Consider the following 12,942-nt stretch of genomic DNA (forward strand, 5'->3'; position numbering starts at 1 on the left):
TGTCTATCCCGCCCGGCTCCCCCTGGCAACCCGGCCCGCCGTCGCGCCCCTCCCGCCCCGCCCCCTCCCCCTCCGCCCCCTCGGCCTCCCCTCCGCGAGATGCCACTTATGCATGCGACACGCCGGGTAAAGCGGTCACAAGTGGCATCTCGCGGCGGGGGGCGGCGGGGGCGGGGCGGGGGACGCCGGCTAAGCGGCTAGCGGGAGGGCGGCGGCCGAGGTCACCAGCAGCTCGCCGCCGACGGCGTCGACGCGGAGTGCGCCTCCGTCGGCCACTTCGCCGCTGACGAAGAGGTCGGCGATCCGGTCGTCGATCGAGCGCTGCACGAGCCGACGGAGGGGCCGGGCGCCGTACTGGGGCTCGTAGCCGTTCTCGGCGAGCCAGTCGACGGCCGCCTCCGTCACCTCAAGCGTGACCTCACGGGGAGCGAGACGTGTGCGCGTGGTGTCGAGCACGGTGCCCACGATCTCCCGCAACTGCTCACGGCCGAGGCGGCGGAACAGCACGATCTCGTCGATCCGGTTCAGGAACTCGGGGCGCATCGCCTCGCGGAGCCGGCCCATCACGCGGTCGCGCAGGTCCTTCTCCGAGGCGAAGCCCTCGGCCGACGCGTCGCTCTGGGGGACGAAGCCGAGCGCACCCGACCGCGAGGCCAGGAACTCCGAACCGAGGTTCGACGTCATGATGATCACCGTGTTGCGGAAGTCGACCGTGTGGCCCTGCCCGTCGGTCAGGCGGCCGTCGTCGAGGACCTGCAGCAGCAGGTTGAACACGTCCGGGTGCGCCTTCTCGATCTCATCGAAGAGGACCACGGAGTACGGGTTCCGGCGCACGCGCTCGGTCAGCTGCCCGGCCTCGTCGTAGCCGACGTATCCGGGAGGGGCACCGACCAGCCGCGAGACCGTGTGCCGCTCGCCGAACTCGCTCATGTCGAAGCGGATCACCGACTGCTCGTCGGAGAAGAGCGAGCCCGCGAGGGTGCGCGCCAGCTCTGTCTTGCCAACGCCGGTGGGTCCGAGGAACAGGAAGGAGCCGACGGGACGGGAGGAGTCGCCGAGTCCGGTACGACTGCGGCGGACGGCGCGGGCGACCGCGGTGACCGCGTCGTCCTGGCCGATGACGCGCTGGTGCAGCTCCGACTCAAGGTGCGCGAGGCGCTCGCGCTCCCCCTCCGTGAGCCGCGACACCGGGATGCCGGTCGCACGAGCGATGACCGCCGCGATCTCGGTTTCGCCGACGACCGCCTCCGCGGGAGCGCTGCCGGTGGCCGCGTCGAGCTCCGCCTGCACAGCGGTAATCTCGTCGCGGACACGGGACGCCTCCTCGTAGTGCTCGGCCGAGACGGCGGCGTTCTTCTCGGTCTCCAGCGTCGCCAGACGCTCGAGCAGCGCCCCGGTGTCGACCCCCGCGCCCAGCTTCAGGCGGAGGCGCGCGCCGGCCTGGTCGATCAGGTCGATCGCCTTGTCGGGCAGCACGCGGTCCGTGAGGTACCGGGCCGAGAGCTCGACGGAAGCGCGCAGGGCCTCGTCCGTGAAGCGCACGCGATGGTGCTCCTCGTAGACAGGGCGGAGGCCGTGCAGGATCGCGACGGCGTCCTCGATCCCGGGCTCGCCGACGCGGACCGGCTGGAAGCGCCGCTCCAGGGCCGGGTCTTTCTCGATAGTGCGGTACTCCTTGAGCGTGGTCGCGCCGACCAGGTGCAGCTCGCCGCGTGCCAGCCGGGGCTTGAGAATGTTGCCCGCGTCCATGCCGCCCTCGCCGCCGCCGCCCGCACCGACAACGGTATGGATCTCGTCGACGAAGACGATCAGCTCGCTGGCGTGCGCCGCAATCTCGTTCATCGTGCCGGTGAGGCGCTCCTCGAAGTCGCCGCGGTAGCGGGTGCCGGCCAGCATGCCGGGCAGGTCGAGCGCGATCACGCGCTTGCCGCGCAACTGCTCGGGGACCTCCTCCGCCACGATCGCGCGGGCGAGGCCCTCGACGATCGCGGTCTTGCCGACGCCTGCCTCGCCGACCAGCACCGGGTTGTTCTTGGTGCGTCGGCTGAGGATCTCGACGGTCTGCTCGATCTCGTCGGCTCGCCCGATCACCGGGTCGAGCCGGCCCTCGCGGGCGAGCGCAGTGAGGTCGGTGCCGAACGTGTCGAGCATCGGAGTGCCGGAGGCGGGCTGTGCCGCCTCGTGGTGCTGCGCGTCGGCCTCGCGCATGCCCTGGGTGAGGGCTTCGGCGGTCACGCCGGCGCGGGCGAGGACCTGCCCGGCGGGGGCGTCCTGGCCGAGCACGAGCGCGAAGAAGAGGTGCTCGGGCTCGATGTACGTCGATCCGCTGGAGCGAGCGACCTGGTAAGCGTGGAACAGCGCGCGCTGTGCGCTGGGGGTGATCGTCGCCGCGGTCTGCGTGGCGTGGGTCTCGTCGGCCTGCGGGAGGCGTGCCTCCGAGGCTGTGGCGATGACTGCGGGGTCGACGCCGATGCGGCGCACGGCCTGAGACACGGTCTCGTCCTCGATGAGCACGCGGAGCACATGCAGGGCGTCGAGCTCGGTCTGACCGCGCTTGAGGGCGAAACGTCCCGCGGACTGCAGGATGCTGTGGGTACGGGCGGTGAGGAATCGGCTGAGGTCGATCGACCGCGCCGCGCGGGCGCGCTCACCATCGAGGTAACGGGCGAGGAAGTCGTCGAACGAGCTCGCTCCGGCCTCACTGTAGTTGTCGGGCACCAGTCCTCCTGGGGAAGTTGAGTCGGTTACGCTCAAGTTCAACGCAGGGGGGCCGGTCCTATTCCCGGGCCCGACTCTCCTCCGCGAGATGCCACTTGTGACGCTCTCCCCCGGCGTGTCGACGTCATAAGTGGCATCTCGCGGAACGGGAAGAGGCGCGGACCTTGGGGGTCCGTGCCTCGACGCGCATTTCCTCCGGGTGGGAGCTTTAGGGGACGAGGTAGCCTGCGGCGCGGAACAGCTCATACCACTCCGGCCGCGTGAGCGGTAGATCGGAGCCGAGGGCCGCGTCGCGCACGCGCTGCTCGTTCGTCGTGCCGAGCACGACCTGCATGCCCGCGGGATGGCGGGTGATCCAGGCGGTGGCTATGGCGATCGCGGGAACGTCGTACGTCCCGGCGAGCCGGTCGATCGCGGCGTTCAGCTCGGGGTAGGCCGGGTTGTCGAGGAAGACACCGGTGAAGAAGCCGGCCTGGAACGGAGACCACGCCTGGACGGTGATGTCGTTCAGGCGGCAGTAGTCGAGGATGCCGGCGTCACGCATCACCGACTGGTCCTCGCCGACCATGTTAGAGGCGACGCCCTGGGCGATCAGCGGTGCGTGGGTGATCGAGAGCTGCAGCTGGTTCGCCACGATCGGCCGGTTCAGCGATTTCTTCAGCAGCTCGATCTGGTAAGGCGTCTGGTTCGAGACGCCGAAATGCTTGACCTTGCCGGACGCGTGCAGCTCGTCGAACGCGCGGGCCACCTCGTCGGGCTCGACGAGGGCGTCGGGCCGGTGCAGGAGGAGGACGTCGACGTAGTCGGTGCGCAACGCCTTGAGCGATCCCTCGACCGAGGCGAGCAGGTGCTCGTACGAGAAGTCGAAGTAGGGGCCGTCCGGGACGATGCCCGCCTTGGTCTGCAGGACGACCCGCTCCCGCTCGGACGGAGTGAGCGCCATCGCCTCGGCGAAACGTTCCTCGCAGCGGTGCAGCTCGCCGCCGTACACGTCGGCGTGATCGAAGAAGTCGATGCCGGCGTCGCGCGCGGCACCGACGAGCCCGCGGATCGCCTCGTCGCTCATCTCGGGGATGCGCATGAGGCCGAGGACGACGTTCGGGGAGTCGACACCGGAGGTGCCGAGGGGGACGTGCTTCACAGGGACTGCTCCTTCGTTGGATACCTGGTCCACGGTAGGCGCCCCGACCGGGTGGCGTCCAACAGGGGGTGCTGATGCGATTCATCGGGCGGAGTGGTGAATCGGCGGGGCCATCCGGTTCACAACGCAGGATGGATGTCAGCAGAGACGCGGATCACGCCGGTCGGCACGGGCTCGGGAGCGATCCTTCCTGCATTGTGCACGCCTTGCCGCCCGTGCTGGCCGGTGGCAGGCTGCCATCTGCCGATCGAGGTCCGCCCCGCCTCCGTTTTCGCCGCCGTCGTCGGCCCCAAGCACCCGAACGCGGGCGTTTGCTGGTGTCTGAGCTACCGCCTCCGTTCCTTCGCCGAGAACCGCGCACTACTCGGTCCGGCCCGCGGCGAGCGAGTGCGCGCGGTCGTCGCGGAGGATCCGCCGCCAGGCGTGCTCGCCTACGACGGCGACGACGTGGTCGGCTGGGCGGCCGTGCATCGGCGGGCTGACACGAGTTACTCGACGAACCGGAAGATCCCGCACGACGATGACCTCGACGTCTGGACTTTCTGGTGCACCCGCGTTCGCCCGGGCGTACGGCGCTCCGGCAGTGGAGGGGTACCCCGTCGACAATGCGGGCGCGAAGGTCGATCTCACGATGGCGGACGTCGGCACTCGCGCGCTGTTCGAGTACGCAGGCTCACGAAGGCGGCCGACACGGCGTCGGTGCTGAACGGCTTCCCGCGGGTGGTGATGCGCCTGCCTCTCCGACATACCACGACGATATGATGCGGTCGTGATCCTCGACCAACTCCCCGTCGGTGCCGTCCTGAGGCGCGCCCGAGAGGACGTCTCGATGTCCCAGACGGCACTCGCCGCCGCCGCCGGCCTGCGTCAGCCGAACGTCGCCGCGATCGAAGCCGGCGCACGCCGTCCGAGCCCGGAGCTGCTCGAGCGGCTCCTCCGAGCTGCCCGACTCCGCCCGTCGATCGCTCTGGAGTACCTCGCCAACGACGTCCGCCAACTCGCCGCGGACCACGGTCTCAGCGACGTCCGCGTGTTCGGCTCGGCGGCCCGGGGCTCGGACGACGAGCGGAGCGACATCGATCTGCTCGTCGCGGCGGATCCCTCCGTCGACTTCCTCCGACTGGCCGCCTTCCGCGGTCGAGCCGAGGTGCTCCTCGGGTTCCCGGTGGACGTCCTGATCGACAGCGCGGACGACGAAATCGTGGCGGCGGTCCGCCGCGAGGCCGTGCCGCTGTGACCCGTCCGGACGAGGGAGAGACGAGGGAGAGACGACGCAGGACCGCTTCACCGCCCGCCCCCGACGTCCCGCCGACGACACCGGCAAGCGCTCCCGGCTGATCCTCGAGGCGGATCGACTTCTCTCCCGCCTCGATCGTGCCGCGCGGGACGGCGAGGACGAGTTTGTCCGCCCCGTGTCGGACAGCAGGGACATCGGCGCGCTCGCCCTGATCACTCTCGCCGAGTTCGTGCACCGCGATCTGCCCGCCGCCGTCGTCGCTCAGTTGCCCGGCGACGCGGTCGAAGGACTGCGAGCCACGCGGAACATCGCCGCGCACAATTACGCCGCCCTCGACAATGAGCGGTTATGGGCGACCGTGACCGTGCACGCCCCGGCACTACTCCGCGCAATCCGAGCAGCGCTCCTCAACGGCTGACCACCCCGTTACCCGGGAACGAGGAACGGCCCCTCACCCGTGTCGGGGAGGGACCGTTCGCCGTGTAGGCCGGGACGTGGTGTCGACGCCTAGAAGTCCCAGTCCTCGTCCTCGGTGGTCACGGTCTTGCCGATCACGTAGGAGGAGCCGGAGCCCGAGAAGAAGTCGTGGTTCTCGTCCGCGTTGGGCGAGAGGGCCGACAGGATCGCGGGGTTCACGTCGGTCGCCTGCTTGGGGAACATCGGCTCGTAGCCGAGGTTCATCAGCGCCTTGTTGGCGTTGTAGTGCAGGAACTTCTTGACGTCCTCGGTCAGGCCGAGCTGGTCGTAAAGGTCCTGGGTATACTGCGCCTCGTTGTCGTAGAGCTCATAGAGCAGCGAAAACGTGTAGTCCTTGATCTCGTCGCGCTTGGTCTGGTCGACCCGCTCGAGTCCCTTCTGGAACTTATAGCCGATGTAGTACCCGTGCACGGCCTCATCGCGGATGATCAGGCGGATGAGGTCGGCCGTGTTGGTGAGCTTGGCGCGCGAGGACCAGTACATCGGCAGGTAGAAGCCCGAGTAGAACAGGAACGACTCCAGCAGGGTGGAGGCGACCTTCCGCTTCAGCGGGTCGTCTCCGCGGTAGTAGTCCATCACGATGGACGCCTTCTTCTGCAGGTTCGGGTTCTCGACCGACCAGCGGAAGGCCTCATCGATGTCCTGGGTGTTCGACAGGGTCGAGAACACTGAGGAGTACGACTTGGCGTGCACGGACTCCATGAACGCGATGTTCGTGTAGACGGCCTCCTCGTGCTGCGTGATGGCATCCGGGATGAGCGAGACGGCGCCGACCGTGCCCTGCACGGTGTCGAGAAGGGTGAGCCCCGTGAACACGCGCATGGTGAGCTGCTGCTCCTCGTGCGTCAGCGTGTTCCACGACTGAATGTCGTTGGAGAGCGGGACCTTCTCGGGCAGCCAGAAGTTGCTCGTGAGGCGGTTCCACACCTCGACGTCCTTGTCGTCCTGGATCCGGTTCCAATTGACGGCCTGGACGGAGTCGACGAGCTTGAGCTTATCGGGGGGAGTCATGGTTCCTTCTCGCTGCTGCGGATGGGTAATGCGGGTGAGAGGGGGCTCTACAGCATGCACGAGACGCACTGGTCGAGCTCGGTGCCCTCGAGTGCCATCTGGCGGATGCGAATGTAGTAGATCGTCTTGATGCCCTTGCGCCAGGCGTAGATCTGGGCACGGTTGACATCGCGGGTGGTCGCGGTGTCCTTGAAGAAGAGAGTGAGCGAGAGGCCCTGGTCGACGTGCTGCGTAGCCGCGGCGTAGGTGTCGATGATCTTTTCGTAGCCGATCTCGTACGCGTCCTGGTAGTAGTCCAGGTTGTCGTTCGTCATGAACGGCGCCGGGTAGTAGACGCGGCCGAGCTTGCCCTCCTTGCGGATCTCGACCTTCGACGCGATCGGATGGATTGAGGACGTCGAGTTGTTGATGTACGAGATCGAGCCGGTCGGCGGGACGGCCTGCAGGTTCTGGTTGTAGATGCCGTGCTCCATGACGGAGGCCTTGAGCGCACGCCAGTCGTCCTGGGTGGGGACGGCGATGCCCGAGTCGGCGAAGAGGCGGGCGACGCGCTCGGTGGCCGGCGCCCACTCCTTCTCGGTGTAGGTGTCGAAGAACCCGCCCGAGGCGTAGGTCGAGTCGGCGAAGCCCTCGAAGGTGGTGCCGCGCTCGATCGAGAGGGTGTTGGAGGCGCGCAGGGCGTGGAACAGCACCGAGTAGAAGTAGATGTTGGTGAAGTCGATGCCCTCCTCGGATCCGTAATGGATCCGCTCGCGCGCGAGGTAGCCGTGCAGGTTCATCTGGCCGAGGCCGATGGCGTGCGACTTGTCGTTGCCGTCCTCGATCGAGCGGACCGAGGCGATGTGCGACTGGTCGGACACCGAGGTGAGGCCGCGGATCGCGGTCTCGACGGTGCGGCCGAAGTCGGGCGAGTCCATCGTCAGCGCGATGTTCAGCGAGCCGAGGTTGCAGGAGATGTCCTTGCCGATCTGCGCGTAGGAGAGGTCCTCGTTGTAGGTCGTCGGGGTGTTGACCTGGAGAATCTCGGAGCAGAGGTTGGACATATTGATCCGGCCCTTGATCGGGTTCGCCCGGTTCACCGTGTCCTCGAACACGATGTAGGGGTAGCCCGACTCGAACTGGATCTCGGCGATGGTCTGGAAGAACTCGCGCGCCGAGATCTTGGATTTCTTGATGCGCGGGTCATCGACCATCTCGCGGTACTTCTCCGAGATCGACACGTCGCCGAAGGGGATGCCGTAGACGCGCTCGACATCGTAGGGCGAGAAGAGGTACATGTCCTCGTTGTTCTTCGCGAGCTCGAACGTGATGTCGGGCACGACGACGCCGAGGGAGAGCGTCTTGATGCGGATCTTCTCGTCGGCGTTCTCGCGCTTGGTGTCGAGGAAGCGAAGAATGTCGGGGTGGTGCGCCGAGAGGTACACGGCCCCCGCGCCCTGGCGTGCGCCGAGCTGGTTGGCGTAGCTGAAACTGTCCTCGAGGAGTTTCATCACGGGGATGATGCCCGAGGACTGGTTCTCGATCTGCTTGATCGGGGCACCGGCCTCGCGGATGTTCGAGAGCGAGAGGGCGACGCCGCCGCCGCGCTTGGAGAGCTGCAGAGCGGAGTTGATGCCGCGGGCGATCGACTCCATGTTGTCCTCGATGCGCAGCAGGAAGCAGGAGACGAGCTCTCCGCGCTGAGCCTTGCCGGTGTTGAGGAAGGTCGGCGTAGCGGGTTGGAAGCGTCCGGCGACGATCTCCTCGACGAGGGCGGTCGCGAGGGTCTCGTCGCCCTGGGCAAGGCCGAGAGCGGTCATCACGACGCGGTCCTCGAAGCGTTCGAGGTAACGCTTCCCGTCGAAGGTCTTGAGCGTGTACGAGGTGTAGTACTTGAACGCGCCGAGGAACGTCGCGAAACGGAACTTCTTCGAGTACGCCAGGTCGTTGAGCTGCTGGATGAACTCGAACGAATACTGATCGAGCACGGCCTGCTCGTAGTACTCCTTCTCGACCAGGTAGTCGAGTCGCTCTTTGAGCGTGTGGAAGAACACGGTGTTCTGGTTGACGTGTTGCAGGAAGAACTCGCGAGCGGCCTCGCGGTCCTTCTCGAACTGGATCTCTCCGTTCGGACCGTACAGGTTCAGCATCGCGTTGAGCGAGTGGTAGTCCATCTGTGCGGCGTCGCGGGGAGCGTCGATCACTGCTGCGTCCAAAACGTGTCCAATCCTTCATCGACGGCACGGACGTCGTCGGGTGTTCCGAATACTTCGAAGCGGTAGAGGTGCGGTACCGCGCACTTGCGGGCGATGATGTCGCCGGCGAGGCAGTACGCCTCGCCGAAGTTGGTGTTGCCGGCGCCGATGACGCCTCGGATCAGGGAACGATTGCACGGATCGTTGAGGAACCGGATGACCTGCTTGGGGACCGCGTCTGCGCCGTTGCCGCCACCGTAGGTGGGGAGGACGAGCACGTACGGCTCGTGGACGTGGAGGGTATCGAGGGTGGCCCCGTCGCGCCGGGCGTGGAGCGGGATCCGCTGCGCCAGCCGCCCGAGCTTTTCGACGAACCGGTGCGTGTTCCCCGAACTGCTGGAGAAGTACACCAACCCGCTCATCCCACCACCCCTCTCCTCTGCCCTCTGCCTACTCCCCGTCCCCTCTGGGGCGTCTGCGTGGTGAGCTGCAAGGCGGAGGAAGAAGCCGTAGCGGCGCTACGGCGCCTGACGACAACGCCGCAGATCGCCGCGCAGACGCTTCAGAGGGTCGCAATCTTGTCGGGGCGGAAGCCGGACCAGTGATCATCGTCCGTGATGACGACCGGCGCCTGAAGGTAGCCGAGGGCCTTCACGGCCTCGAGGGCCTTCTCGTTGACCGAGAGGTCGAAGACCTCGTAGTCGATGCCCTTGCTGTCGAGGGCGCGGTACGTCGCCGTGCACTGGACGCAGGAGGGCTTGGTGTAGACCGTCACAGCCATGTGTGTCGCCTTTCGGAGGGGAGTGTTTCAGGTGCCGCCCTCCGACCGGCGGCCCGGGGTTCGGGGCGGGTCGGAGGAGGAGGTCGTGGGGGTTCGGGGTACTGGTGGGGCTCTCGCTCCGACCTGCTCCTCAATACTACATATAGGGGGCGCAGAGGCGTTAGCCCACTAGCGGTAGAGTTACAGGGGTGTAGTTATCCACCGGTTCCTCCCCCGTTCATCCACAGGCCGGAGCCCGTGGAACCGCGGAAGGACGCGGATCGGGACGAACCATCCACAGCTGTGGACGAGACGGATCCGTTTCCTGGGTACAACGCCGTGCGGCGTGTCGGCATGCCCGGACAGTACGCCCGACCACCGACACTGACGGGAGGTTAGAGCAGGCGCGCGGCCCATTCCTGGGCGACAGCGCGGAGGTGCGGAAGCGGGTCCGCGAGCGCGGCGGACGCCGAGCCGGCCACCTCGGTCAGCGACGCCGCTTTGGAGAAGCCGCTGGTCGGAGCCGTGATCGCGCCGGCGACGAGCAGCGCCCGCGCGCCGGCCGCCTCCGCCAGGCCACGAGCGTACGAGGGGACCTTGCCGGCCGCGGTCTGCGTGTCGAAGTGCCCCTCCCCCGTGATCACGACGTCAGCGCCGGCGACGAGGCCCGGGAGCCCGATCGCCCGGCCGACGGCGTCCGCGCCGGAGGACAGGCGCGCTCCCCAGGCGAGCAATCCGAATCCGGTACCACCCGCCGCTCCTGCTCCCGGCGCGTCCGGGTCGGCGTCGAGGTGTGCCGCGAGATGCCGGAGGCCGCCGTCGAGCCGGAGCACATCCTCGGGCCCGGCTCCCTTCTGCGGCGCAAAAATGTGGGCCGCTCCGGAGTCGCCGAGCAGCGGCGCGGTGACGTCGCTGAGTACGACGGCGCCACCGGCCGGCAACGCGCGGAGTCCGCGCCGGTCGACGGAGGCGAGACCGTGCAGTGCCCCACCCCCGTCGCCGATGTCATGACCGGAGAGCGTAGTGAAGCGGGCACCGAGCTCGCGCAGGGCTCCGACACCGCCGTCGGTCGAGGCGCTGCCGCCGATCGCGAGAAGCAGCGACTGCGCTCCAGCGTCGAGAGCGGCGGCGATTGCGCGGCCGAATCCGCGAGTGTGCGCGGTGAGCGGGCGGAGCGGATCGAGCAGGGAGATCCCGCTCGCGGAGGCGAGCTCGACCACGGCGGCACCGTCAGGCAGCAGCAGCCAGTCGGCGCTCACGGTACGGTCGTCGGGGCCGGTCACGAGGGCCGAGTGCCGCCGCGCTTCCGGCACTGCGAGCGCGATGGCGTCCACCGTGCCCTCTCCCCCGTCGGCCATCGGAGCGAGGACGATCTCATCGCCCGGACGCTCGGCGCTCCACCCCTGGGCCAACGCTCGCGCGACCTCGACCGCACTGACGGACCCCTTGAACGAGTCCGGCGCGACGACGACCCGGAGCCTGGACACGCGCCCAGTGTGCCAGGAGGGCGGACGATCAGCTGCGCAGTTCGCGCGCCGGGTCGACGGCCGCGGATCGCGCCGCAGGCACGCTCGCCGCGACTCCCCCGACCAGCGCCCCCAGCAGTGGCCCCTGCCAGAGGACCGCCACCGAAACGACGGGAGACCAGCCCTGCCCGGTCGAGATCGCGAGGACGACCCCGATCCCGAGAGCGGTGCCGAGGGCGCCACCGAGGAGTCCCGTCACGGCACTCTCGACGACGAACAGGGCCCCGATCCCCCTCCGCGACGATCCGAGCGCCCGGCGAAGACCGATCTCGGCCCTGCGCGAGCTCACTCCGCTCCAGGCGGTGGCGAATGCCCCGAGCCCCGCGAGCACCAGCAGCACCGTGCCGGTCGTGCGGACCAGCTGCTCGAGCTGGTCGTTGATCCGACTGCGCAGTTGCGCGAGATCCGCGGTTGTCTCCGCGTGGAACATGGTCGGGGCAGCCGGATCGAGCGCCGTCGGAGCGATGTCCGCGACCGCCCTCGCCAGCCCTGGCTCGGTCGAGGCCAGGAGTATTCCCGACTGGGTTCCCGTCGAGATCGTGGTGACCGCCTCCCGGCCGATGACGATCGCCCGGCTCAGGTCGGCACCGGCCGGGCCGACAGCGGTGATGGCGCCCACGACGCTGAAGGATCTGCCTCCCATCGAGAGGGTGGCTCCCTCGGCGCCCGGAACGATGCCGAGCCGCTCCGCCGCCTCCGCTCCGACGAGAGCGATCCGACCGGAGATCGGCTCCGGAGCCGAGAGCAGCCCAGCAGCCGACGCCGGCTCCGTCGTGACGCCGAGGGCTCCCACTGCGTCGCCCCCGAGGGCGATGACGGAGACGCTTTCGGCGCTGGCGTCGAGCACCGCCTCCGGGGCCCGCCGGACCGGCGCGCGAAGACCCGCGACGTCCCAGCGCAGCCCGGCGTGCAGGACACCCTCGACACCTGCGAGGCGCTTAGCGTCTTCCTCCGTCACGTCCCCGCTCGCTCCGCTCGACGTCAGCCGCACGAGGTCGCCGGCAGCGCTCCGGACGGTGTCGTCGACCTGGCGTGCGGCCGTCACGGCGAGCGCGTCGGCGGCGACGAAGCCGCCCGCCCCGATCGCGACGATCGCGACCGCGACCAGCGCTCGTGCGGGTGCGGCGAGCAAGCCCAGCACGGTGTCCGCGATCAGAGCGCGCACGCGATGCCGACGCGCATCGCGCGATGGAGCAGGAGTCGGGGAGGCGGCGGCGCTCGTATCCGCTGGTGCGTCCGGACCCTCGAGGCGTCCACGCCGCATGGCCAGGTTCCGATCAGCCCGAGCGGCCAGCCTCGTATCGTGCGTGACGACCACGAGCGCGAGGCCGCGCTCCCGCAGTGTCTCGAGGAGGCCCACGATGCGGTCGCCGGTCTCCTCGTCGAGGCTCCCCGTCGGCTCGTCGAGCAGGAGGACACTCGGCCGGTGCACCAGAGCGCGAGCGATTGCCACGCGCTGACGCTCTCCTCCCGAGAGCAGGTCGACGCGCGCGTTTGCCTTGTGCGCGAGTCCGACCGCGGCGAGAGCCTCGGTGATCCGCTCCGTCATCGCGTCGTCGTCGATCCGCCCCGCGTGGGCACCGACCGCGACATTCTGCGCTGCGGTGCGGCCCGGCAGCAGGTGGGCGTCCTGAAACACGAAGCCGAAGCGCCGAGCACGGAGCTCGTCACGCTGCCGGTCCGCCATCACCGCCGTGTCGATCCCATCGACGAGGAAGCGGCCCTCGCTCGGGCGGTCGAGTAGGCCGAGGATGTTCAGGAGCGTCGACTTCCCGGATCCCGAGGGTCCGGTGATGGCAACGAACTCGCCGCGGTGCACGACGAGGTCGACCCCGCGCAGGGGGTGGTTGTCGACGTCGAAGCGACGCTCGACTCCGGAACACTGAAGGACAGGCACC

The 12,942-nt window shown here is 68.7% G+C and carries 10 protein-coding genes and 1 pseudogene; 3 read left to right on the plus strand and 8 right to left on the minus strand.

The window, feature by feature from the left end:
• Positions 1-189 precede the first annotated feature (189 nt).
• Positions 190-2,718 carry an ATP-dependent Clp protease ATP-binding subunit gene (locus tag C1O28_RS10195; protein WP_097165340.1) on the minus strand — a complete coding sequence of 843 codons (2,529 nt, stop codon included), beginning with the start codon at positions 2,716-2,718 and terminating at the stop codon, positions 190-192.
• A gap of 208 nt (positions 2,719-2,926) precedes the next feature.
• Positions 2,927-3,859 carry an aldo/keto reductase gene (locus tag C1O28_RS10200; RefSeq protein ID WP_258058689.1) on the minus strand — a complete coding sequence of 311 codons (933 nt, stop codon included), beginning with the start codon at positions 3,857-3,859 and terminating at the stop codon, positions 2,927-2,929.
• A gap of 240 nt (positions 3,860-4,099) precedes the next feature.
• Here C1O28_RS10200 and C1O28_RS15695 point away from each other — a divergent pair.
• The 3 genes and pseudogenes from C1O28_RS15695 (at position 4,100) to C1O28_RS10215 (ending at position 5,514) form a co-directional block, all read left to right on the plus strand.
• Positions 4,100-4,621: pseudogene (locus C1O28_RS15695) on the plus strand (GNAT family N-acetyltransferase).
• A 7-nt stretch (positions 4,622-4,628) separates the two neighbouring features.
• Positions 4,629-5,096, plus strand: a complete 468-nt coding sequence (locus tag C1O28_RS10210; protein ID WP_097165339.1) for an XRE family transcriptional regulator — start codon at positions 4,629-4,631, stop codon at positions 5,094-5,096.
• A 175-nt stretch (positions 5,097-5,271) separates the two neighbouring features.
• Entirely contained in the window at positions 5,272-5,514 is a 243-nt protein-coding gene (locus tag C1O28_RS10215) for a HepT-like ribonuclease domain-containing protein (protein WP_160487487.1), read from the plus strand.
• Between the two features lie 89 nt (positions 5,515-5,603).
• Here the strand turns inward: C1O28_RS10215 and nrdF are convergent, their stop codons facing one another.
• From nrdF to C1O28_RS10245, 6 genes are all read right to left on the minus strand, one after another.
• Positions 5,604-6,584, minus strand: coding sequence for a class 1b ribonucleoside-diphosphate reductase subunit beta (gene nrdF, locus C1O28_RS10220; RefSeq protein ID WP_097165337.1), 981 nt, complete (start codon positions 6,582-6,584; stop codon positions 5,604-5,606).
• 47 nt (positions 6,585-6,631) lie between these two features.
• Positions 6,632-8,737, minus strand: coding sequence for a class 1b ribonucleoside-diphosphate reductase subunit alpha (gene nrdE, locus C1O28_RS10225; RefSeq protein WP_097165662.1), 2,106 nt, complete (start codon positions 8,735-8,737; stop codon positions 6,632-6,634).
• Positions 8,738-8,763: 26 nt separating this feature from the next.
• The gene (gene nrdI, locus C1O28_RS10230; RefSeq protein ID WP_097165336.1) at positions 8,764-9,180 is read right to left on the minus strand and encodes a class Ib ribonucleoside-diphosphate reductase assembly flavoprotein NrdI; all 417 of its coding nucleotides are present in this window, start codon (positions 9,178-9,180) and stop codon (positions 8,764-8,766) included.
• A 140-nt stretch (positions 9,181-9,320) separates the two neighbouring features.
• On the minus strand, positions 9,321-9,539 hold the full coding sequence (gene nrdH / locus C1O28_RS10235) for a glutaredoxin-like protein NrdH (protein ID WP_097165335.1): 219 nt from the start codon (positions 9,537-9,539) through the stop codon (positions 9,321-9,323).
• Positions 9,540-9,913: 374 nt separating this feature from the next.
• On the minus strand, positions 9,914-11,005 hold the full coding sequence (locus C1O28_RS10240; RefSeq protein ID WP_097165334.1) for a glycerate kinase: 1,092 nt from the start codon (positions 11,003-11,005) through the stop codon (positions 9,914-9,916).
• A 28-nt stretch (positions 11,006-11,033) separates the two neighbouring features.
• Positions 11,034-12,941: an ABC transporter ATP-binding protein/permease gene (locus tag C1O28_RS10245; protein WP_097165333.1), complete on the minus strand. Its 1,908-nt coding sequence runs from the start codon at positions 12,939-12,941 to the stop codon at positions 11,034-11,036.
• Position 12,942 lies beyond the last annotated feature (1 nt).

This window comes from Rathayibacter rathayi (genome assembly GCF_004011095.1).
Classification (GTDB): Bacteria; Actinomycetota; Actinomycetes; order Actinomycetales; family Microbacteriaceae; genus Rathayibacter; species Rathayibacter rathayi.